Origin of the sequence: Pedomonas sp. V897 (genome assembly GCF_051304405.1) — a bacterium.
Taxonomy (GTDB): Bacteria; Pseudomonadota; Alphaproteobacteria; order Sphingomonadales; family Sphingomonadaceae; genus Pedomonas.
In genome coordinates, this window is sequence record NZ_JBPPGG010000002.1 from 652,419 (window position 1) to 673,543 (window position 21,125).

Sequence of the window (21,125 nt, forward strand, 5' to 3'; positions counted from 1 at the left end):
GAAAATGGGGCGGCCGTTGAGCCGCCCCTTTTTCATTCCGCTTGTGAGTGCCGTGCTTATGCAGCCTTCTTGCCACGGCGTGCCGCAGCGATCCCAAGGATACCAAGGCCCAGCAAGGCGATACCGGCCGGCTCCGGCACCGGATCCGGGTCCGGAACGATGTTCTGTCCCAGGCCGAAGATGAACAACTGCTCGTAGCCGTTGTTGATGTCGGCCAGACCCATCTCAACGCGCATGACGTCGAAATCCGTGTTGTAGATCAAGGCGCTCAGCTCGTCGTTGGTCAGGGCAAAGGCGACGCGGTCAGCACCCAGGTTCTGGTTGATCGTCACGCCGTTGACGTCATCGCCGGTGCAGGGCCCCAGGTGCAGCAACTGCGGAGTCTGCCCGTCCGATACTTTCGCAACGCAGATCTGCCCATGAATGCGGCCCCAGTCCACGCCATCATGCGTGAACAGGGTCTGGCTCTGGATAGCGTCGTTGCTATTTGTGCCATCGAAAATGAAGCTGACTTCTGCGCCAGTATCAAGATCGACCAGAGTCACCCGGCCCCAGGCCAGCGCGTCTTGCTCCACTGTCAGCAACTCGCTGCCGGCGCTATCCGTTTCATTCAGGTTGAACCCGAAAAACAGTTTCTGACCCTTCAGATAATCGCGCAGCGTCTCAAGCGAGATATCCCACGTCCCGGCATTATCCATTCCGAGCGCATCGGCGCCGAACGTATCGCTCGGATCAGGGCTCGTCGTGGTCCAGAACACGCTGCTGCCGCTCCCGCCACCACTCGGCGTGAGGAAGGGATTGTCGGTATTGGCGAATTCCCCATTGCTGACGCCTTTGGAGCCCGTTGCAATGACGATGAACTCGTTGATCTGGCCGGGGGCACTCTTCACATAGTAAGGATCGTTGTTCGATGGCGGACTGGTTTTGCCGTTCATGGCGTAATAGTTCAGCATCGCCAGCGAATAGACCGTGAACTGGCCATATTGCAGCGAGACGACGCCATCTTCCGGATCCGGGAAATAGAGCGGAGCAGCCTGAGCTGCACCCGATACGGCAGCCAAGGCAGTCATGCTAACCGCAGCAAGCTTCACAAACTTCTTCATGGCCTTCTTCATGGCACAGCCCCCACGGATGTCTTGCATCCACGGCTTGGCAATAATCATGCCAGATTAAAAAGAAACGCATATTCAATACTTAACCTGAAAGACCCCGGATTTCACACCATACAACCGTAAGAAAATCCGACAAAATTAATTGATAATAATTATTACAATCGGATGGTAAATAAGGGATTGGCACCTGGAGACGGCCTCCACGTCAAGAAATTTGTCTGCATGATTGTGTTCTGGAGGAAGGCCCCTCCGGCCGATCAACCCTGTGCTCCACGTGAGGCACACAGGCAGCCGAATCACGGAAAAGGTCCATGCCCGATTCCACCATGACGACATTCCCAACGCCGCAAAAGCCCCAACGCCGCAAAAGCGCACGAATGGTGACGTTTCTGGAAGGGAATGCGGTTCTGGAAGGGAACGCGGTTCTGAAAGCAAATACGGTTCGTGGGAACCGGGGGGAACTGGTATTGGAAGCGCCAAGTCTTTAGAGAGACTGGGGCGACTGATGGGGTTCGAACCCACGACCCCTGGTACCACAAACCAGTGCTCTAACCAACTGAGCTACAGTCGCCGCGCGTCAGGGCTGCGTCATTACGAGCGAAGTCGCCGAGCGTCAAGAGATGGATGACGAAAGAAGCAAAAAAATGAACGAAACCATTCGAAAGTTTGGATATCCCCGGACCGAGATCGCCTCCTACGAGCATTGGGTGGTTCTGCTCAGGCCCGCGCAGGTGACGCTGGGGTCGTTGATTCTCGCGGCGAAGTCCGAGGCCACCGCCTTTCCCGACCTGCCCCCGGCCGCCTCCGCCGAGCTGGCGCAGGTGACACGGGACATCGAATCAACCCTGCGGACCGTGGTCGATTACGAGAAGATCAACTACCTGATGCTGATGATGGTGGACCCCCACGTCCACTTCCATGTCTTCCCCCGCTATGCGGGCGAGCGCGAGATTCGGGGCGTGAACGTGGCGGACACGGGCTGGCCGAAGACGCCGGATCTTGGCAGCGCCCACGCCCTCGATGAAGCCCAGATCCACCGGCTGGTGGACTGCCTCAAGGAGACGTGGCCCGCGCGCGGCTGAAACCCGTCCTGTCAGAGCTCTGATCTCTGCTTTCCCTTTGCGGGAGGGCCCCGGGCCCTCCTGCCCCGCCTCTGCCCGTGTCAGCCGCCCGTCCCTGAGCCCGATCCCAGACCAGGCAGCAACGCCATCGCCGCGCCATCACACCATTTAAGATATTGAAATTACTATATTTCCATAGGCAACCACCCGGGACCTCCTGCTATAAGGCTCCTTGATGGTCCGCGTCGCCGCATCCCGCGACGGCGTAATCACGGCCGTCAAAGGAGGTGGTCACTATAGGTATCGAGACGATCGCCACACTGATCATCGGCGCTGCAACGCTGATGATTGCCTTCGCGATGCTTGTTCTCAGGATCGTGGAGGTTTGCCGCTCGAAGTAGCGGCGTCAGGGTTCGGGGCCGGCACCCCGGACCCACCTATAAAAGGCCTCGCAATAAAAAAGGCCCGGGCTCCGGCAAGCCCAAGCCTTTTTGGAAGTGGTTCATATCGAAACGATTACCACAGCCCTGAAAGTACCACAGCGCCTCACCAGAGCAAAGACCCTCGGGGTCGAAGAGAGTCCGGGCCCGCAAGGAGAACGCCGGAACCGCCGCTGCCCGTCAGGCGATGCGGCGCTCCTCCGCCTCGCCGCCCGCCCACAGCGCCGTCAGCGCCTGGGCGCGCGCCACGTCGGCGGGGAAGTCCACCTCACCCCACGAGTGCCCCTCGATGGAGACGGTGTTCACTTCATGCGTCTCGGCGATGCGGCCGATGACCCGCAGGTACCAGGACTTCACGCCCTCGGCGGTGTGCATCACCGCGTCCACCGCGTCGGCGAAGCAGGTTGCGCCCCAGCCCTTGAACACCAGGAAGCCGATGGACTCCGCATTCACCTGATCAAGCGGCAGGGTCTTGCCGATGGCGAGCAGACGGCCCTCGGGCGTCTTCACCACCTTCATGTCGTCCGCGTCGTAGGTCGGCTTCACGTCGATGGTGACGTTGATGCCTTCCCGCGCACCGGCCAGAACGTCGGCCACCAGCTCGGGCGTGACCAGCGTGTCGCCGTTGAGGATGAGGAAATCCCCCTGCATCATGTACGGGCGGGTGAGCCACACCGAGCCCAGATTGTCCGCCACCTGGAAGAAGGGATTGAACAGGGTGGTGATCTTCACGCCGGCGTCGTTCCGGCCTGCCAGATGCGCCTCCACCTTGGCGGCCTGGAACCCGACCACAACCACAATCTCCCGCACGCCGTTGGCCGCCAGTGCGTCGATCTGCCAGTCGAGCAGCGTCCGGCCGGAAAACTCGATCAGGCACTTGGGACGCTCCGCCGTGAGGGGAAGCAGACGCGAACCCTGACCCGCACTCAGGATGATTGCACGCATCGCAGAAACGCCTTTGCATTAATCCTAATGATTAGCCGCACCTTCCCTCGCAATTATGGCGCGCTCATGGCGCGGGCATGACCCGCCGGGTCTCGGCCTGCCCCATTATGTCCGGGCTCGGAGCGACCGGCCGGTGCCCCTGCCTGCGGTGACTCTCCCCTGCCCGCCGCCTTCAGGTTGCCCGTCGGATGCCCACCTCAGGGGCCCACATGCCCAGCGAAGCGGCACTTGCCTAAATTTTGAGCATATTTGGCAGGCATTGCCGGCCGCTGGCCGGGCAACTGCCGCGAAAAAGCCGCGTCTGGCCCCGTCCGGCATGTGGCACGGGTTTTGCATATCCCTCGCCAGACCTACCATCCGAACCAGCCAGGTGGAGCGATACGGCGTGAAAAAGATCGAAGCGATCATCAAACCGTTCAAGCTGGACGAGGTGAAGGAGGCGCTGCACGAGGTGGGCGTCTCCGGCATCACCGTGCTCGAAGCCAAGGGCTTCGGCCGCCAGAAGGGACATACGGAACTCTACCGCGGCGCCGAGTATGTGGTGGACTTCCTGCCCAAGGTAAAGCTCGAGGTGGTGGTGGACGACGCCATTGCCCCGCGCGCGGTGGAAGCCATTCAGCAGGCGGCCCAGACCGGCCGCATCGGCGACGGCAAGATCTTCATTTCGACCATCGACGAGGCAATCCGCATCCGCACCGGCGAGCGCGGCAGCGACGCGATCTGACGCAACAGCCGGTTCAACTCTCAACCCGCCAAATCACAACCGAAGACTCTAGAGGAATTCGCAAATGGCAACCGAAGATGCCGTGAACAAGGTACTGACCATGATCAAGGAGCAGGAGATCGCCTGGGTTGATCTCCGCTTCACCGACCCCCGCGGCAAGTGGCAGCACCTGACCATGAGCGCCACGGTGATCGACGCCGACACCCTGACCGAGGGCTTCATGTTCGACGGCTCGTCCATTGCCGGCTGGAAGGCCATCAACGAGTCCGACATGATGCTCGTGCCGGACCTGGATGCGGTCTACATCGATCCGTTCTCTGCCCAGCCGATGCTGGTGATCTTCTGCGACATCGCCGAGCCCGCCACCGGCGAGCTGTACGGCCGCTGCCCGCGCTCGATCGCCAAGAAGGCGGAGGCCTACCTCCAGTCCACCAAGATCGGCGACACCTGCTTCGTCGGCCCGGAAGCCGAGTTCTTCGTGTTCGACGACGTGAAGTTCAACGTGGACTACAACGGCGCCGGCTACTCGCTGGACGACGTCGAGCTGCCGATGAACACGGGCCGGAGCTATCCGGAGGGCAACCTCGGCCACCGTCCGCGCGTCAAGGGCGGCTACTTCCCGGTTGCGCCGGTGGACAGCGGCCATGACCTGCGCTCGGAGATGGTGGCGACCCTCCTCGAGATGGGCCTGCCGATGGACAAGCACCACCACGAGGTGGCGCCGTCCCAGCACGAGCTGGGCCTGATGTTCGGCACGCTCACCACCACCGCCGACCGCATGCAGCTCTACAAGTACGTGGTGCACATGGTCGCCCACTCCTACGGCAAGACGGCCACCTTCATGCCGAAGCCGATCAAGGGCGACAACGGCTCGGGCATGCACGTGCACCAGTCGCTGTGGAAGGACGGCAAGCCGCTGTTCGCCGGCAACGGCTATGCCGGCCTGTCGGAGACCGCGCTGTACTACATCGGCGGCATCATCAAGCACGCCAAGGCGCTGAACGCCTTCACCAACCCGACCACCAACTCCTACAAGCGTCTGGTGCCGGGCTATGAGGCGCCGGTGCTGCTGGCCTACTCCAGCCGCAACCGCTCGGCCTCCTGCCGCATTCCGTACGGCGCGTCGCCGAAGGCCAAGCGCGTGGAGGTCCGCTTCCCGGATCCGACCGCCAACCCGTACCTGGCCTATGCGGCCCTGATGATGGCGGGTCTGGACGGCATCGAGAACAAGATCCACCCGGGCGAGGCCATGGACAAGAACCTCTACGAGCTGCCGCCGCGGGAGCTGAAGAAGGTTCCGACCGTGTGCGGTTCGCTCCGCGAGGCCCTTCAGGCCCTCGACAAGGGCCGCAAGGTCTTCACCAAGGGCGGCGTGTTCACCGACGACTTCATCGACAGCTACATCGCGCTGAAGATGGAAGAGGTGGATCGCTACGAGACCACCCCGCACCCGGTCGAGTTCGACATGTACTACAGCGCCTGATCCGCGCTTCTCATTCTCGACGGACGAAGCCCGGCCGGTTCTACCGGTCGGGCTTTGTTTTGCCCGCCATGTTGCAACGCACAACGCCCCCTGCCCTGACCGCGCGCCCTGCCCTGGCATCCCGCCGCGCTCCCGGCGCGGGGATGCGGACCCCGATTCCGGGTGCCGGACCACCCCTGTGACACCCCCCGTACCACCGTGTCCAGGACGCAACAATATTGCGCGACCAACAGAGGCTTTTGGGACACACCCCTCCCGCGCGCGTCATATTGCAGTGCAGCAAAAGACGCCTTGCAACCCAAAGCAAAACGGCCCGGGAAACCCGGGCCGTGCTGCATTGGCGATACTGCCTGGTCGGATCAGAAGCTGGCGCCGACCGAGAAGATGATCGCCGCGTCAGACGCGTTGTGGACCTTCGCGTTCTTGAAGTACGGCGACCGCTTGTTGGTGTCGACGTAGGCCACGCCGAAGGTGAACTTCTGGTAGGAAACCGAAGCGCCCAGGCTCCAGTCCCACTTGCTGTTCCAGAAGGCGTTGTCCTCGTAGCCGACGGTCGCATTCAGGGTGATCGGGGTGTTCGGCACCGCCACACCCAGGTTGGTGTAGACGTAGACGCCGTCCTTGTCGCCAAGATTGGCCTGATCCGGCGCGTAGTAGATGCCGACCGCCGCGCTCACCGGGCCCAGTTCCGTGCCGACTTCGCCGTTGATTTCCCAGTAATCCAGGCCCTTGGCGTCCGCATAGAGGTAGCCGATGGCGCCGAGGGTCCAGTTCACCAGACCGGACGAGCCGGTGATGCCGCCGTACACGTCGATCTCCGACGCGCCGATGGTGTCCTTGTCGCCGGTCGACCCCCAGGTGCCGGCATAGAGGCTGACCGTCTCGCTCAGCGCAAGGTTCGCGTCGAGGCCGCCCTGCAGGGCGACGCTCTCTTCGGTCTGCGACACGCCGCGGAACCGGTAGTCCGACACCACGCCGGCGTTGGCGCTCACCGTCAGCGGCCCGCTTTCCTGCGCCTGAGCCGCCGTTACCCCGCTGGCCAGCGCCGTTGCCGCAAGAATCGCCACCGTTACAGACTTCCTCAACATCTTCCTGTCTCCTCTCCTAGAGCTCCCAGTACTGCCACCCCTTTGGCAGTGCGATCGAAAGAAGCAAACGCAACAGCGGACACCCCCGGCCGACCGTTCAAGGCCCCCTCAGGGCGACCGTTACTGGCCAGTCACTATACCGTCAAAGATTTGTGTGCGTTGCACAAGAGGAGAAGATGTTGCCAAACTGATACATCAAGGATTTGTTGTAATCGGGTCACACTAAATTCGCCGACCACCCCCCCGACGGTGGGGTGCGGCCCCCGTCTCGCGGACAAAAAAAGAGGCCGGACTAAGGAGCCCGGCCAGATTAGAGTCTTGGGGGAGAATCGCCTCTCGGCTGAACAGCAATATTGCACTGCATCATTTACATTGCAATGCAAAAATTACACTTTCACCCAAATTCTTCCGCACAGCGACACGGACGGGACCGGGGAAGACCGAGCGCGGGAGGGATGAGGCCCGCGGCCTCACCTCGATTTCGGATTTTTAATGCGGTCTTTACCAACCTTCTTCCATGGTGGTTGCTCGAGCCATTGGTCTAGATGATTTATTTCAAAGTGGCGGACGAGATTGGACTGACGTGACAGCAGCGCGCCCCCATGCAGCCTTGAGGCCGAGGCCGGATTCCGGCGCTGAGGGCGTTTTGCTTGCGCTCGAGGCCGATCCGCAGGACAGGCTTGCCTGGATCGCCGCCCACGTGCGCACGGTCAACCCGGACACGGGCCTCTCCACCGACTTTCTCAACCAGTACAACGAGCTGTCCATGCTGCTGGACCTGGCGGCGGACGATCCCGACCTGCTGGAGGAACTGCGGGACTGGGAGCCGCGCAGCTACGATGCCCATTTTGCCGCCAGCGGCTTCCGGGATTCGGCGCTGGTGGTGGAGGCCTACCACCTGAGCCCTGCCCCCGTCCGCGCCGAGTTCGACGCGGCGATCGGCGTGCTCAACAGCGTGGCCGCCAGCGGCATCCGGGCCCTGCTGGGCGACTCCGCGCCGGACACCGGAGCGATCCGGGCGCTGGCGGCGGAGCTTCAGGCGGCCATTGTCCACGCCAGCGGCCTCATCAACGGCGGCGGAACCCTGGGCTCGCAGGCGCAGGTGGACACCCTGTTCGCCCGCGCCCGGGCGGACCTCGGCGCGCCGCGGGCGGCGGGCACGGCCGCCCCGGCCGTGGCGGGGGATGCGGGCGCGGCCGCCCTGCCCGGGCACCCCGGCACGCTCCGGGGCGATGGCCTTCCGCTCGCGCCGGATTCGCCAGCCGATGGCGCGGACGCGGCGGACGGCACGCTCCTCGACCAGGACGCCATTGACGCCCTGTTCGATTAATGTTCTTATCCGCGCCCAAACCTTCAACCTTGGACACGGAGCGGTCAATGCACGGTGCACGTCAACAGCACGTTGTCGTCTGTGCCTCGCCTCCCCTATAAGCGGTTACATGACGGATCTGTTCTCGCAGGCGGCAGCGGCAACGGCCTACACCGCCAAGGATATCGAAGTTCTCGAGGGCCTCGAGCCGGTGCGCCGCCGGCCGGGCATGTACATCGGCGGCACGGATGACCGGGCCTACCACCACCTCGCCGCCGAGATTCTGGACAACGCCATGGACGAGGCGGTGGCCGGCCACGCCAACCGCATCGAGGTGGAGCTGGCGGCCGATGGCTCGCTCTCCATCTCGGACAACGGGCGCGGCATCCCCATCGACCCGCACCCCAAGTACCCGAAGCAGTCGGCGCTGGAGGTGATCCTCACCACCCTCCACTCGGGCGGCAAGTTCTCGGACAAAGCCTACGCCACCTCCGGCGGTCTGCACGGCGTCGGCCTCTCGGTGGTGAACGCCCTGTCCTCGGAGCTGGTCATCGAGGTGGCGCGCGACCGCAAGCTCTACCGCCAGACCTATTCGCGCGGCCATCCCACCTCCCGGCTGGAGGAAGTGGGCGCGGCGCCCAACCGGCGCGGCACCCGCATCACCTTCCTGCCGGACACGGAGATCTTCGGGCCGGACCTGCGCTTCAAGCCGGTGCGGCTGTACCGCCTCGCCCGCTCCAAGGCGTACCTCTTCGCCGGCGTCGAGATCCGCTGGAAGTGCGCGCCCGAGCTGCTGAAGGGCGAGGAGATCCCGCCCGAGGCCGTGTTCCAGTTCCCCGGCGGCCTGGCCGACCACTTGAAGGAGGTGATCGACGACCGGGAGTGCGTCACGTCCGACATCTTCGCCGGGCGCGCCGACTTCCCCGATGGTCAGGGCTCGGTCGAATGGGCGGTGGCCTGGCCGGTCTACGGCGAAGGCGGCGGCACCTACTTCTGCAACACCATCCCGACGCCCCAGGGCGGCACCCACGAGGCCGGCCTGCGTCAGGCGCTGAGCCGTGGCCTCAAGGGTTTCGGCGCGCTGGTCGGCCAGCGCAAGGCGGACCAGATCACGCCGGATGACGTGATGGGCGGCTCCGAGGTGCTGTTGTCGGTGTTCATCCGCAACCCGCAGTTCCAGAGCCAGACCAAGGACCGCCTCACCTCGCCCGAGGCCACCAAGCTGGTGGAATCGGCGATCCGCGACCACTTCGACCACTGGCTGACCGAGGACCAGAAGCGCGCCCAGGCGCTGCTGGGCTTCATCCTCGACCGGGTGGACGAGCGCCTGCGCCGCAAGGCCGAGAAGGAGGTGAAGCGCAAGACCGCCACCTCCAAGCGCAACCTGCGCCTGCCGGGCAAGCTCACCGACTGCGCCTCCGATTCCTCGGAAGGCACCGAGCTGTTCATCGTCGAGGGCGACTCGGCGGGCGGCTCCGCCAAACAGGCGCGCGACCGCAAGTTCCAGGCGGTGCTGCCCATTCGCGGCAAGATCCTGAACGTGGCCTCGGCCAACACCGCCAAGATCGCCCAGAACCAGGAAGTGCAGGACCTGATCCTCGCGCTCGGCTGCGGCACCCGGGACCGCTACGACCCCGCCCAGCTGCGCTACGAGAAGATCATCATCATGACGGACGCCGACGTGGACGGCGCCCACATCGCCACCCTGCTGATGACCTTCTTCTTCCAGGAGATGCCGGGTCTGGTGCGCGACGGCCACCTGTACCTCGCCCAGCCGCCGCTCTACCGCATCGCCCAGGGCGGCACCGTGCGCTACGCGCGCGATGATGCCCACCGCGAGGAACTGATGAAGACCGTGTTCAAGGGCGGCAAGGGCAAGGTGGAGATCAGCCGGTTCAAGGGTCTGGGCGAAATGCCCCCCGCCCAGCTGAAGGAAACCACCATGGACCCGAAGAACCGCACGCTCCTGCGCGTCACCCTGCCGGAGGAGTATGAGGAGCGCGCCGAGGTCCGCACCCTCGTCGACCGGCTGATGGGCAAGAAGCCGGAACACCGCTTCAACTTCATCCAGTCGCACGCCAAGTTCGTGGAGAACGTGGACATATGAAATCCGGCGAAGCGCCCTGGTTCGGCTTTCTCCCTGTCGAGGGGGACGTGCCGTTCGCGATCAATCCCGAGCTTGATCTGGATGCGCTGCGCGCGGAATTCGCCCGCAACCGGCGCATCCAGATCCGCAACGTGCTGGCACCGGAGACCGCCGAGCGGCTGTACTTCGCCCTCGCCCGCGAGACGCCCTACGGCCTCGCCTACAACGAGAACGGCGAGCCCCGCTTCATCAGCCGCGAGGAGCTGGCCAAGCTGCCGCCGCAGGAGCAGCACCAGCTCATCAGCGGCATTCTCCAGCGGGCGGGCAACGGCGAATACTCCTACGCCTACAACTGCTACCCGATCCTCGACGACTATCTGGCGAACCGGAACCGGCACCTCTACGTCCACCGCTGGATCGAGTACGTGAACAGCGACGCCGTCACCGGCCTCGTGCGCCATGTCACCGGCTTCGATGACCTGCTGAAGGCGGACGCCCAGGCCACCTACTACAGCCGCAACCAGTTCCTGTTCCTCCACACCGACAGCCACGTCCAGGATGGCTGGCGCGTCGCCTACGTGCTCAACATGTGCAAGGAGTGGAAGGAAGACTTCGGCGGCTACCTCCTGTTCTACGACGACGAGGGCAACGTCACGCAGGGCTTCAAGCCCGCCTTCAACACGCTCAACATGTTCGCCGTGCCGCAGCGGCACAGCGTCAGCTACGTGCCCACCTTCGCCCCGCCGGGCCGCTTCGCCCTCACCGGCTGGTTCCGCAACAAATAGGGCGCGGTTTTCTTTTCAAGTCTTTGATTTTGTTTCGTTACGTCAGGAGGGTCGCAGACCCTCCTGACAACCTCCCATTCCTTAAACCGCCCCGGCGCGGCATCCGCCGCCGCGCCCTCTCCGTCCCCGGCTGCTCCATCCACGGCCTGTCCGACACCCTTCGACCATGGCGTCGTTGGCGGTTGCCGGCAAAAGGGTTACTCTTGTTTCAGTTAAAAGCAGAAGGCGTCCGTATGGCCACCTTGACCTTCGAGCTTGAGGACGATCTGGCCCGCAGGCTCGAAGAAGCCGCGCGGGAATACCACCTCGCACCCGAGGACCTGATGCGCCAGTTGGTATGGGCCCACCTCGCCTCCCGTCAGCCGGAGGACCATCCTGATGCCCAGCTTCTCCGGGACATTCAGGCAGGATTCGACGACAGTAAAGCCGGTCGTGTTTTTACCAATGAAGAAGTTGAAGCGTTTTTCGCCGCACGTCGTGCAGAAACCCAACGCAATATTGGGGAAGAATTTCTCAAATCATCTGGACGGACGCAACCTTGATAGATCGCACATCCATTTTTCATTCCATTGAATCCCGCAATCTCGCCGCAGCTAAACGACTGCACCAACATTACCCGCCTCGCACCGGAAACGCGGCCCTGTGAATCGAAACGGGGGTCGCAGGGGGATCGGCGATCCCCCTGCAAACCAAACCATACCTCCCGAAGGAAAGACCCCCGCCCCGCCTCATGCGGCGAGGAACTGGTCCTCGGAGAGGGCGTAGAGCAGCTCCGCACCGCGCAGGACCGGCTTCAGGAGCGCCACGTCCAGCGGCAGGATCTGTTCGATGTAGAACCGGGCGGTGACGATCTTGGCCTTGAGGAACGCGGCGTCGCCGGTCCCGGCGGCCAGCCGACGCTCCGCCTCCGCCGCTTCGGTGGCCAGCAGCCAGGCGCACACGGTGCTGGCGAACAGGCGCTGGAACGGGGTTGCGCTGCCCGCCACGTCGTCGGGCGCATTGGCGTGGGTGTGGAACCACTCGGCGGCGGTTTCCACGTCCCTGGCCGCGGCTTCCAGCGACTCCCGCAGCGGCGCGAGGGCGCTTTCCGGCGGCAGGGTGCCGATGAAGGCGCGGATGCGGGCGAGCAGGCCCTGCCAGTGCGCGCCGCCGTCCATCGGCAGCTTGCGGCCCACCAGGTCGAGCGCCTGGATGCCGTTGGTGCCTTCGTAGATCGGGGTGATGCGGGCGTCGCGCAGGTGCTGGGCCGCGCCGGTTTCCTCGATGAAGCCCATGCCGCCGTACACCTGAATGGCGAGGCTCGACACCTCGACGCCCGTGTCGGTGGCGTAGGACTTGGTGAGCGGGGTCAGGAGGTCCGCCAGCCCCCGGGCCGCGCGGCGGGCGTCCTCGTCCGCGCCGTGGACGCCCCGGTCCACCGCCGCCGCATTGAAGTAGGCCAGCGCCCGTACCGCTTCCGCGCGCGCCTTCATGGTCAGGAGCATCCGCCGCACGTCGGCGTGCTCGATGATCCGCACCGGCTCGCGGGAGGGCGCGCCGAGCCGCGCGGACTGCACCCGCTCCCGCGCGTAGGCGAGCGCGCCCTGATAGGCCCGCTCGGCGATGGCAACGCCCTGGAGCCCCACGTTGATGCGGGCATGGTTCATCATGGTGAACATGGCCCGCATCCCGGCGTTCTCCTCGCCCACCAGATAGGCGACGCAGGCGTCGTTATCGCCGTAGCTCATCACGCAGGTGGGCGAGGCATGGATGCCCAGCTTGTGCTCGATGGAGACGCAGCGCAGGTCGTTGCGCTCCCCGAGGCTGCCGTCCGGGTTCACCAGAACCTTGGGGACAAGGAACAGCGAGATGCCCTTGGTGCCCGCCGGCGCGCCCGGGGTGCGGGCCAGCACGAAGTGGATGATGTTCTCGGCGCAGTCGTGCTCGCCCCAGGTGATGAAGATCTTCTGGCCCTTCAGCCGCCAGGTGCCGTCCGGCTGCGGCTCGGCCCGGGTCTTGAGCGCGCCCACGTCCGAGCCCGCCTGCGGCTCGGTCAGGTTCATGGTGCCGGACCACGCGCCCGTGACGAGACGCGGCAGGTACAGCGCCTTCTGCTCCTCCGAGCCGTGCGCCTCCAGCGCCTCGATCGCGCCCAGCGTCAGCATGGGGCACAGCGAGAACGCCATGTTGGCGCTGGTCAGGCTTTCCTGCACCGCCGCCGACAGGGCGAAGGGCAGCCCCTGCCCGCCATACGCCGGGCTGGCGGTGAGCGAGCCCCAGCCTGCCTCCACGTACTGCCGGTAGGCCTCGCGGAAGCCCTGCGGCAGCGTCACCGTGCCATCGTCCCAGCGCGCGCCCTCCACGTCGCCCACCCGGTTGAGCGGGGCGAACACCTCCCCGGCGAACTTTCCGGCTTCGTCCACGATCGCCGAGACCAGGTCCGCATTGAGGTCGCCAAAGCCGGGCAGACCAGCCAATTCCTCAATTCCTGCAATAGTTTCCAGAACGAACTTCTGTTCCTGGGTCGGGGCGGTATAGCTCAAGGACCTTCTCCTGCGACGAATTGGGCGCATCACAAACAGTAGCGCTCCGGGCGCTCTGCCCGTATAGCGGCCACTGATGACCGGGCACGCAACACCTCACGACCACGGGGTCGACACCCAAGTGCGCCCCGCGGACGCAGCGGGCATCGCCGCTGCTGCCGCCACGCTCGCGCGCGGGGATCTGGTCGCCCTGCCCACCGAGACGGTTTACGGTCTGGCGGCGGACGCGACCAACGGCGAGGCGGTGGCGCGGATCTATGCTGCCAAGGGCCGCCCGTCGTTCAACCCCCTGATCGTCCACGTCGACGGCCTGGCGATGGCGGCTAGGCTGGCAGACTTTCCCCCGCTGGCCAAGAGGCTTGTGGACGCATTCTGGCCGGGCCCCCTGACGCTGGTGCTGCCCGCCCGTCCCGACAGCCCGGCGGCGCGGCTGGTGCAGGCGGGCCTGCCCACCATTGCCATCCGCTGCCCCGCCCACCCGGTGGCGCAGGCGGTGATCCGCGCGCTCGGCCGCCCCGTTGCCGCCCCCAGCGCCAACCCGTCCGGGCGCATCAGCCCCACCCGGGCAGAGCATGTGCGGGCGGGCCTTGCCGGCCGCATCCCCCTCATCCTCGACGGGGGCGCGACCGACGCCGGCCTCGAGTCCACCATCGTCGCCGTCGAGGGCGACTCCCTGCGCCTGCTGCGCCCCGGCCCCATCGCCCGCGAGACGCTCGAAGCGCTCGCCCCCGTCCACGCCGCGACCGAAGGCAAGATCCACGCGCCCGGCCAGATGACCAGCCACTACGCCCCGCGCCAGCCGGTCCGCCTCAACGCCGAGTCCCGGCGCGAAGGCGAATTCTACATCGGCTTCAACGGCTTCGAAGGCGATCTCACCCTCAGCGCCACCGGCGACCTGGTGGAAGCCGCCGCCCGCCTGTTCGACGCCCTCCACGCCGCCGAGAACAGCAACGCCGCCGCCATCGCCGTGGCCCCCATCCCCGAACACGGCCTCGGCGCCGCCATCAACGACCGCCTGCGCCGCGCCGCCGCGCCGCGGTGAGGATTCGCTTGAAGATTTTTGAGTAATGGTTTGATTTTGCAGGAGGGTCTTGGACCCTCCTGCACCTCCCTTTCCTTTGAGGGGACGTGTTCCCGGCACCCGGTTGTCAGCCGCTGCGACCCATCAAAAAAGAGGATGTATCGGGCCGCGCCCTTTGAGCAGCAGGCGCGCCAGTGCGATCACGCGCGTCCGTATAAACGAATGGGAGGTGCAGGAGGGGTAAGCCCCTCCTGCATGAAAACAGTCAAAATTCCAATACGTTATCCCAACCCCCTCACGCGGCGGTGGGGAGTTTGTAGTCCTTGAACTGGCGGCGCAGTTCCAGTTTGCTGATCTTGCCCGTGGCGGTGTGGGGGATTTCGTCCACGAACACCACGTCGTCGGGCAGCCACCATTTGGCCACCTTGCCTTGCAGGAAGGCGAGGAGATCCTCCTTCCCCACGGTTTCGCCCGGCTTGCGCACGACGATGAGCAGCGGCCGTTCGTCCCACTTAGGATGGGGCACGCCGATCACCGCCGCCTCGGCGACCGCCGGGTGGCCGACGGCGGCGTTTTCCAGATCGATGGAGGAGATCCACTCCCCGCCGGACTTGATCACGTCCTTGGCCCGGTCGGTGATCTGGATGAAGCCCATCTCGTCGATGGTCGCCACGTCGCCGGTATCGAAGAAGCTCTCCTCATCGAGGATGTCCCCGCCCTCGTCCTTGAAGTAGCGCGCCACCACCGCGGGCCCGCGCACCTTGAGGTGCCCGGCCGTGCGGCCGTCGCGCGGCAGGGTATTGCCCGCGTCGTCGGTCACCTTGAGATCGACGCCGAAGATCGCCCGCCCCTGCTTGCACTTGAGGTCGATCTGCTGCTCCTGTGGCAGTTTCTCGGCCGCCGCCGTCAGGCTGCCGACGGTGCCCACCGGCGACATCTCGGTCATGCCCCAGGCGTGGAAGACCTTGATTCCGTAGCGGTTCTCGAAGGTCTCGATCATCACGCGCGGTGCGGCGGCGCCGCCGATCACCAGACGCTCCAGCGGCCCGAGGTCCGTGCCGGTCTTCTCCAGGTGCTGGAGCATACCGAGCCAGATGGTGGGCACCGCCGCCGTGGAGGTGACGCCCTCCTCGATGATGAGCCGTTGCAGGGTCGCCGGGTCGAAATTCGGGCCGTTCAGCACCAGCTTGGCCCCCACCGCCGCCGCGCTGTAGGGCACGCCCCAGGCGTTGGCGTGGAACATGGGCACCACCGGCATGGTGATGCCGGACGAGGTCAGCCCCATGGTGTCGGCCAGGCTGATGAGCAGGGTGTGCAGCACCGTCGAGCGGTGGGTGTAGAGCACGCCCTTGGGGTTGCCCGTGGTGCCGGAGGTGTAGCACAGCCCGGCGGGGGTGGTCTCGTCCATCTCCGGCCAGCGGAAGGCGCCGGGCTCCGCCGCCAGCAGCTCCTCGTAGCACAGCACGTTCGGCAGGCTGGTCTCGGGCATGTGGGCGCGGTCGGTGAGCAGGATGTAGGTCTTCACCGTCGTCAGCCGCGGCGCCAGCTTCTCGACCAGCGGCACGAAGCTGAGGTCCAGCATCAGCACCGTGTCCTCGGCGTGGTTGATGATGTAGACCAGCTGCTCGGCGAACAGGCGCGGGTTGATGGTGTGCATCACCGCCCCCATGCCGGAGACGGCGAACCAGGCCTCCAGGTGCCGGTGGGTGTTCCAGGCCAGCGAGCCGACCCGGTCCCCCGTGCGGACGCCCAGCCGCGTCAGCGCCTCGGCCAGTTGCCGGGCGCGATGCCGGCAGTCCGCCCAGGTGTAGCGGTGGCGTTCCCCCTCCACCGTCGCGGTCACGATTTCCTGCCCGCCATGGGCGATTGCCGCGTGTTCGATCAGCCGCCATATCAGCAGGGGCCAATCCTGCATCCGTCCCGACATCTGCGCCTCCCCATGGAATGTCTATTCTATTGGGACAGGCTAACACTCGCGGATGGACAACGGCAACGCCGCCCGGGAGGGGGCACCCCACCCCCCTATTTCTGATCCAGTTCCGCGACCAGTTCGGCGTAGGTCATGCCCCAGTCGGCGAAGGCATGGCGATAGAGGGCGTTGTTGGTGAGTCGCCGGTCGTCGGTCACCTCGGGGCCGATCCAGTCCGGCAGCGTCAGGGGCTCGTCGATGGCGTGCAGCTCGGTCTCGGCGATGATGAGGCCCCGGTTGCGCCCCTCGAACACGTCCACCTCCCACACCCGGCCGTGATCGCGCACATAGTGGCGCGTCTTCTCGATCGGCGGCAGCGGGGCCAGCCTCTCGAGGATGGCGGCTCCGTCCTCGGGCGGGATCGGCCACTCGAACTCCTGCCGGGTGCCGGAGGAGACGCCGGCCTTCAGCGTGAGGAAGAAGCGCTCGTCCATCGCGCGCACCCGCACGGAGAGATCCTCCCGCTGGTTTAGGTAGACCTGCCGCACCTGTGCGCTGCGGAACGGTTGCGGCCAGGTCTCGCTGCGCACGAGAAACCGCCGCTCGATTTCAAGATACTTGGGGATAGACGCCTCGCTCAGCCGCGACCAGACAGGACGGAACGAATTGCGTCCCGAAATCCGGCAGGCATGTCAAGCCCGTCCAGATCGTCGGCGGCCGCCCAGATGGCGCCGCTGTGCTCGTCGCTGAGACTGATGTGAGCGAGGTCGAACGGCGCGTCCTGCGCCAGCCGGTAAAACACGATGAGCCGGGGCGGCTTGTGAGGCCGCAGGTAGAGCCACTCCCCCATGGGCGCGATCTCGGGCAGGGAGAGCCCCAGCTCCTCCCGCACCTCGCGGGCGAGCGCGTCCCTCGTCGTCTCCCCGGCTTCCAGATGACCGCCCGGCAGATCCCAGCGGCCATCGGCCTGGCGCAGCACCAGCGCCCGGCCCGCCCTGGGACAGACCAGCTTGACGGAGGCGGCCAGGGCCTGCCCGTCCTCCGCCCTCGGTTCCCATCTCAAAACCATGTTGTCCCCTCCTGCGGGACGATCAATGCACGCAAATCCTTACGCGACGATGAACCTGTACCGAAAAAACCCGCTTGACACGAAAAGAACAAAACGTGAACATGCTGGCGAAACGAAGGACAGAGGAACTCGCCATGCTTCTTCACGCTCTCGGATTGGCCCTGTTTGCGGGCGCGGGTCTGGTTGGCATCGCGGCAGTGATCGGCCCGTACCGCGCGGCGATGGCCACGCTGCGGATGGGCGGCGCGGCAGCGGCGGGCGCGCGGGCGGCCTCCTTCGAGGCACGCCCGCTGCCGTCAATCGAGCCGGGGCCGGTGGTGCCGGCGGGCCAGCCGGTCAGACTGCGTCGTCAGCGCCGGTTGCAGCGTCCGGCTTCGGTGCCGTCGGCATCGTGGTGGTCGCGTCCGCTGCGGACGCCCGGGCTGCCGCTTCGGCCTGCCGTTGCCGCAGCAGGCGGCCATAGCTTCTGACGCTGAACAGGATGGTCAGCGCATAGCCGATGGAGAGCAGCGACAGCGTGCCCCACGGTGCGGAATAGAGGCTGGCGGCGAACAGGCCCACCAGCAGCAGGACCGGCAGCCGCATGGAGCGGCGCAGCTTCACCGACTTCCAGGAGAAGGTCGGCAGGTTGGAGACCATGAGGAAGGCGGTCGTCGCCACGATGAGCCCGGCGACCACCGGCTCGCCGAAGAAGTCCGTCTCCAGCCACTTGTCGAGAAAGATCGGGCTGAGCGTCAGGCCCGCCCCCACCGGCGAGGGCACGCCGGTGAGAAAACCCGCCTGCTTGTGCGGCTGGTTTTCCATGTCGAGCTGGGCGTTGAAGCGGGCAAGCCGCAGGGCGCAGCACACCGCATGGGCCAGCGCCACCACCCAGCCGACGCCCCCCAGGCCGTGCAGCGCCCACTGGTAGATGATGATGGCGGGCGCGACGCCGAAGGCGATCACGTCCGACAGCGAGTCCAGCTCCGCGCCGAAACGGGAGGCGCCCTTGAGCAGGCGGGCGATTCGCCCGTCCAGCCCGTCGAGCACGCCGGCGATGATGATCGCCGCCACTGCCTTTTCCCAATTGCCGATGATGGCGAAGCGCGCGCCGGTCAGGCCGAAGCACAGCGCCAGGATGGTGACGGCGTTGGGCACGAACGCGCGCATGGAGAGCGGCCGCCGCCCGGCGTCGCCCGTGCCGCTGCCCCCGTTGCCCGGGGTATTACCGAGGCCCGGCGCGGGGTCACGCCCGCCGGGGCCGTCCGCTTCCGCTGCGGTCACCGCACCACCCCTCCGACAGCCTCGGCGACGCCCATGCGGGCCAGCACCGTCTCGCCGGCCACCATGGTCTGGCCCACCGCCACCTGCGGGCCGACGCCTTCGGGCAGGTAGACATCGACGCGGCTGCCGAAGCGGATGAGGCCGATGCGCTCGCCCGCGGCGACCCGGTCCTCCTCCTTGACGAAGCGGACGATGCGGCGGGCGACGAGCCCGGCGATCTGGGTCATGCCGATCCTGACGCCCTCATCGGTGCGGATGACGAACATCTGGCGTTCGTTGTCCTCGCTCGCCTTGTCCAGCTCGGCGTTGATGAACTTGCCGGGGACGTAGACGATTCTCTCCACCGTGCCGCTGACCGGCGTGCGGTTGATGTGCACGTTGAACACGTTCATGAAGATGGAAACGCGCGTGCGCTCCTCCGAGCCCAGACCCATTTCGGCCGGGGGCGCGACCTTGGCGATCATGCAGACGACGCCGTCCGCCGGGGAGATGATGAGATCCTCGCCCGTCGGCGTCACGCGCGCCGGATCGCGGAAGAAGGCCAGCACCCACAGGGTGAGCACGACGCCGATCCACCCCAGCACCGTCCATCCGAACAGAAAGAACAGCAGCGTGATGGCGGCGGCAATGGCAGCGAACTTGCGCCCCTCCGGGTGCACCGGCGGCAGTTTGGTCAGAAAATCCATCATTCCGTCGTCATTCCCTCACCGCGCATTGATCGCGCATCTTGAAGTTCGGCGTTAACCCATGGCAGCCCCAGCCGCAAGCGTGACCGGCACTTGGCCGGTTCGCCCGCGCCTCGCTTCGCCCGCCCTTTGGTACACCGAACGGGCGGCGATTTCAGCCCCGTCCGAACAGGCGGCGGGATGAATTGCCCGACCGGAACCGTGAATGACAGAATATTTCCCCATCCATCGAATGATGGGCGTCTTGTTAACCAATTGTTGAGGCCCATAACCCATTGTTACGGCACCAGCCCTCGGGTGGGGCGAAACTGCGTCCTTTTTCGGAATGGTGTGCCGTGACACTCGCTCAACATTCTTTCGAACCTGCCATGGACTGGCCCGAGCCGGGCAAGGAAACCGGTCAGGAGACGCGCTGGACCCTCGACCGTGCGGCGCAAAGGCTGATGGAGGTGGTGACCAGCCACCCCATGTCGACTCCGGCTGCATTCCGGTTCCGCTGGCGTTCGGGACGCTACGAGATCAACGTGGAGGAGACGGACAGCGCCGTCATCATGCGCCTGACCGGCATCGTGGGCACCGTGCCCTTCACCAGCGAGGATCCCTCCTCCCGCCGCCGCGTGCTGGATACGCTGCGCCACATGCGCGACCTGTGGCCGTGCGCGGGCCTCACCCTCACGGGCGGCGAGGTGCGCCTGCGGCGCGAGATTCCCTACACCCGCCCGGTCTCCTTCCGTCAGATGGTCGCCGACGTGACCAGCGCGCTGCTGCCGGTGCAGCCGGTGATCGAGCTGATCGAGTCGGACCTCTGGCCCGCCGCCTGACGCGCCGTCCCGCCTTCCGGTCCGCTTTCCGGTCCGCCTGATCTTCCGCCCGGGCCTTTCCGGCGCGGCGGTCGCCACTGGTGCCATGGGCCCGCCTTGGCTAGGCTGGCCGCCATCATGACTCACGCTGCATCTTTCGCCCCTTCGGCCCCTGCCCTTCGCCCGGTCCGCAGCCTGTGCGTGTTCTGCGGCGCGCGCGCCGGGGACGATCCCGCCCACGCCGCGCTGGCCACGGAAGTGGGCACCCGTCTCGCGCAGGAGAACATCACCCTCGTCTACGGCGGCGGCGCGCTTGGCCTCATGGGCCTGCTCGCGCGCGCGGCGCTGGCGGCGGGCGGCCGGGTGATCGGGGTCATTCCCTCCTATCTCGCCACCGTCGAGATCGCCCAGCCGGGGCTGACCGAACTGGTGGTTGTGGACACCCTGCTCCAGCGCAAGCAGACCATGGCCGAGCGGTCGGACGCCTTCCTCGCCCTGCCCGGCGGCATCGGCACGCTCGACGAGGTGCTGGAGATGATGACCTGGCGGCAGCTGGGCGAGCACGGCAAACCCGTCTGGCTGCTGGGCCCCAACGGCTACTGGCAGCCGTTCGAGGCGCTGCTGGCCCACATGGTGGCGCAAGGCTTCGGCGACGCCAGCCTCATGGCCGAGGCGGCGGTGCTGCCGGATCTGGCCGCGCTGATGGCCGCGCTGGGCCAGAGCGGCGGCGCCTCTCCCGCCGGGGAACTTCACCCCGGGGCAAGGCTTCAAGCGGATGGAGCATTGCAGCGGGACTAGGAAATTTAGGAGGACGCGGTCCAG

Annotated in this window: 19 protein-coding genes and 1 tRNA gene; 10 read left to right on the plus strand and 10 right to left on the minus strand. The window is 65.9% G+C overall.

Annotated elements, in window-relative coordinates; translation table 11 throughout:
• Positions 1 to 56 precede the first annotated feature (56 nt).
• Both ACSJJU_RS08970 and ACSJJU_RS08975 read right to left on the minus strand, forming a co-directional pair.
• Positions 57 to 1,115, minus strand: a complete 1,059-nt coding sequence (locus ACSJJU_RS08970) for a PEP-CTERM sorting domain-containing protein (RefSeq protein WP_435915025.1) — start codon at positions 1,113 to 1,115, stop codon at positions 57 to 59.
• 491 nt (positions 1,116 to 1,606) lie between these two features.
• Positions 1,607 to 1,683 (minus strand) — tRNA-His (locus ACSJJU_RS08975).
• A 73-nt stretch (positions 1,684 to 1,756) separates the two neighbouring features.
• On the opposite strand from ACSJJU_RS08975, the gene ACSJJU_RS08980 reads away from it, so the two are divergent.
• Complete coding sequence (locus ACSJJU_RS08980) at positions 1,757 to 2,194, plus strand: HIT family protein (protein WP_435915026.1); 438 nt, start codon at positions 1,757 to 1,759, stop codon at positions 2,192 to 2,194.
• Between the two features lie 599 nt (positions 2,195 to 2,793).
• Here ACSJJU_RS08980 and ACSJJU_RS08985 read toward each other — a convergent pair.
• Positions 2,794 to 3,558: a sugar phosphate nucleotidyltransferase gene (locus ACSJJU_RS08985; protein WP_435915027.1), complete on the minus strand. Its 765-nt coding sequence runs from the start codon at positions 3,556 to 3,558 to the stop codon at positions 2,794 to 2,796.
• A 385-nt stretch (positions 3,559 to 3,943) separates the two neighbouring features.
• Here ACSJJU_RS08985 and ACSJJU_RS08990 point away from each other — a divergent pair, with 385 nt between their 5' ends.
• Positions 3,944 to 4,282: a P-II family nitrogen regulator gene (locus tag ACSJJU_RS08990; protein ID WP_435915028.1), complete on the plus strand. Its 339-nt coding sequence runs from the start codon at positions 3,944 to 3,946 to the stop codon at positions 4,280 to 4,282.
• Between the two features lie 64 nt (positions 4,283 to 4,346).
• Complete coding sequence (glnA, locus tag ACSJJU_RS08995; RefSeq protein ID WP_435915029.1) at positions 4,347 to 5,765, plus strand: type I glutamate--ammonia ligase; 1,419 nt, start codon at positions 4,347 to 4,349, stop codon at positions 5,763 to 5,765.
• A gap of 359 nt (positions 5,766 to 6,124) precedes the next feature.
• Here the strand turns inward: glnA and ACSJJU_RS09000 are convergent, their stop codons facing one another.
• A complete protein-coding gene (locus ACSJJU_RS09000) occupies positions 6,125 to 6,853 on the minus strand; it encodes a TorF family putative porin (RefSeq protein ID WP_435915030.1) in 729 nt (242 codons plus the stop codon).
• A gap of 646 nt (positions 6,854 to 7,499) precedes the next feature.
• Between ACSJJU_RS09000 and ACSJJU_RS09005 the strand changes: the two genes are divergently transcribed.
• From ACSJJU_RS09005 to ACSJJU_RS09020, 4 genes are all read left to right on the plus strand, one after another.
• Positions 7,500 to 8,183: a hypothetical protein gene (locus tag ACSJJU_RS09005; RefSeq protein WP_435915031.1), complete on the plus strand. Its 684-nt coding sequence runs from the start codon at positions 7,500 to 7,502 to the stop codon at positions 8,181 to 8,183.
• A gap of 109 nt (positions 8,184 to 8,292) precedes the next feature.
• Positions 8,293 to 10,269, plus strand: a complete 1,977-nt coding sequence (gene parE / locus ACSJJU_RS09010) for a DNA topoisomerase IV subunit B (RefSeq protein ID WP_435915032.1) — start codon at positions 8,293 to 8,295, stop codon at positions 10,267 to 10,269.
• Complete coding sequence (locus ACSJJU_RS09015; protein WP_435915034.1) at positions 10,266 to 11,033, plus strand: 2OG-Fe(II) oxygenase; 768 nt, start codon at positions 10,266 to 10,268, stop codon at positions 11,031 to 11,033. The genes parE and ACSJJU_RS09015 overlap by 4 nt, the downstream gene beginning before the upstream one ends.
• Before the next feature lie 233 nt (positions 11,034 to 11,266).
• Positions 11,267 to 11,575: a hypothetical protein gene (locus ACSJJU_RS09020; protein WP_435915035.1), complete on the plus strand. Its 309-nt coding sequence runs from the start codon at positions 11,267 to 11,269 to the stop codon at positions 11,573 to 11,575.
• Positions 11,576 to 11,761: 186 nt separating this feature from the next.
• Here the strand turns inward: ACSJJU_RS09020 and ACSJJU_RS09025 are convergent, their stop codons facing one another.
• On the minus strand, positions 11,762 to 13,585 hold the full coding sequence (locus ACSJJU_RS09025; RefSeq protein ID WP_435915083.1) for an acyl-CoA dehydrogenase: 1,824 nt from the start codon (positions 13,583 to 13,585) through the stop codon (positions 11,762 to 11,764).
• 46 nt (positions 13,586 to 13,631) lie between these two features.
• Here ACSJJU_RS09025 and ACSJJU_RS09030 point away from each other — a divergent pair, with 46 nt between their 5' ends.
• Complete coding sequence (locus ACSJJU_RS09030; RefSeq protein WP_435915036.1) at positions 13,632 to 14,597, plus strand: L-threonylcarbamoyladenylate synthase; 966 nt, start codon at positions 13,632 to 13,634, stop codon at positions 14,595 to 14,597.
• Between the two features lie 274 nt (positions 14,598 to 14,871).
• Here the strand turns inward: ACSJJU_RS09030 and ACSJJU_RS09035 are convergent, their stop codons facing one another.
• From ACSJJU_RS09035 to ACSJJU_RS09055, 5 genes are all read right to left on the minus strand, one after another.
• Complete coding sequence (locus ACSJJU_RS09035; protein ID WP_435915038.1) at positions 14,872 to 16,503, minus strand: long-chain fatty acid--CoA ligase; 1,632 nt, start codon at positions 16,501 to 16,503, stop codon at positions 14,872 to 14,874.
• Between the two features lie 95 nt (positions 16,504 to 16,598).
• Positions 16,599 to 17,165 carry a CYTH domain-containing protein gene (locus ACSJJU_RS09040; RefSeq protein WP_435915084.1) on the minus strand — a complete coding sequence of 189 codons (567 nt, stop codon included), beginning with the start codon at positions 17,163 to 17,165 and terminating at the stop codon, positions 16,599 to 16,601.
• The gene (locus tag ACSJJU_RS09045; protein WP_435915039.1) at positions 17,123 to 17,554 is read right to left on the minus strand and encodes an NUDIX domain-containing protein; all 432 of its coding nucleotides are present in this window, start codon (positions 17,552 to 17,554) and stop codon (positions 17,123 to 17,125) included. The genes ACSJJU_RS09040 and ACSJJU_RS09045 overlap by 43 nt, the downstream gene beginning before the upstream one ends.
• Positions 17,555 to 17,890: 336 nt before the next feature.
• Complete coding sequence (gene pssA, locus ACSJJU_RS09050) at positions 17,891 to 18,703, minus strand: CDP-diacylglycerol--serine O-phosphatidyltransferase (protein WP_435915085.1); 813 nt, start codon at positions 18,701 to 18,703, stop codon at positions 17,891 to 17,893.
• Positions 18,704 to 18,813: 110 nt separating this feature from the next.
• On the minus strand, positions 18,814 to 19,506 hold the full coding sequence (locus tag ACSJJU_RS09055) for a phosphatidylserine decarboxylase (RefSeq protein WP_435915040.1): 693 nt from the start codon (positions 19,504 to 19,506) through the stop codon (positions 18,814 to 18,816).
• 365 nt (positions 19,507 to 19,871) lie between these two features.
• Here ACSJJU_RS09055 and ACSJJU_RS09060 point away from each other — a divergent pair, with 365 nt between their 5' ends.
• Both ACSJJU_RS09060 and ACSJJU_RS09065 read left to right on the plus strand, forming a co-directional pair.
• Entirely contained in the window at positions 19,872 to 20,324 is a 453-nt protein-coding gene (locus tag ACSJJU_RS09060) for a hypothetical protein (protein WP_435915041.1), read from the plus strand.
• Between the two features lie 117 nt (positions 20,325 to 20,441).
• Positions 20,442 to 21,101 (plus strand): TIGR00730 family Rossman fold protein, encoded by a 660-nt coding sequence (locus tag ACSJJU_RS09065; RefSeq protein WP_435915042.1) that lies wholly within the window; start codon positions 20,442 to 20,444, stop codon positions 21,099 to 21,101.
• The last annotated feature ends 24 nt before the right edge of the window (positions 21,102 to 21,125 follow it).

Coding starts and splice junctions, on each gene's coding strand:
- ACSJJU_RS09055 (WP_435915040.1), bottom strand. CDS start 19,506: ATGATGGATTTTCTGACCAAACTGCCGCCGGTGCACCCGGAGGGGCGC.
- ACSJJU_RS08980 (WP_435915026.1), top strand. CDS start 1,757: ATGAACGAAACCATTCGAAAGTTTGGATATCCCCGGACCGAGATCGCC.
- glnA (WP_435915029.1), top strand. CDS start 4,347: ATGGCAACCGAAGATGCCGTGAACAAGGTACTGACCATGATCAAGGAG.
- ACSJJU_RS09020 (WP_435915035.1), top strand. CDS start 11,267: ATGGCCACCTTGACCTTCGAGCTTGAGGACGATCTGGCCCGCAGGCTC.
- ACSJJU_RS08970 (WP_435915025.1), bottom strand. CDS start 1,115: ATGAAGAAGGCCATGAAGAAGTTTGTGAAGCTTGCTGCGGTTAGCATG.
- ACSJJU_RS09025 (WP_435915083.1), bottom strand. CDS start 13,585: ATGCGCCCAATTCGTCGCAGGAGAAGGTCCTTGAGCTATACCGCCCCG.
- ACSJJU_RS08985 (WP_435915027.1), bottom strand. CDS start 3,558: ATGCGTGCAATCATCCTGAGTGCGGGTCAGGGTTCGCGTCTGCTTCCC.
- ACSJJU_RS09065 (WP_435915042.1), top strand. CDS start 20,442: ATGACTCACGCTGCATCTTTCGCCCCTTCGGCCCCTGCCCTTCGCCCG.
- ACSJJU_RS09035 (WP_435915038.1), bottom strand. CDS start 16,503: ATGTCGGGACGGATGCAGGATTGGCCCCTGCTGATATGGCGGCTGATC.
- ACSJJU_RS09030 (WP_435915036.1), top strand. CDS start 13,632: ATGACCGGGCACGCAACACCTCACGACCACGGGGTCGACACCCAAGTG.
- ACSJJU_RS09045 (WP_435915039.1), bottom strand. CDS start 17,554: ATGGTTTTGAGATGGGAACCGAGGGCGGAGGACGGGCAGGCCCTGGCC.
- pssA (WP_435915085.1), bottom strand. CDS start 18,703: ATGCGCGCGTTCGTGCCCAACGCCGTCACCATCCTGGCGCTGTGCTTC.
- ACSJJU_RS09015 (WP_435915034.1), top strand. CDS start 10,266: ATGAAATCCGGCGAAGCGCCCTGGTTCGGCTTTCTCCCTGTCGAGGGG.
- parE (WP_435915032.1), top strand. CDS start 8,293: ATGACGGATCTGTTCTCGCAGGCGGCAGCGGCAACGGCCTACACCGCC.
- ACSJJU_RS09060 (WP_435915041.1), top strand. CDS start 19,872: ATGGACTGGCCCGAGCCGGGCAAGGAAACCGGTCAGGAGACGCGCTGG.
- ACSJJU_RS09000 (WP_435915030.1), bottom strand. CDS start 6,853: ATGTTGAGGAAGTCTGTAACGGTGGCGATTCTTGCGGCAACGGCGCTG.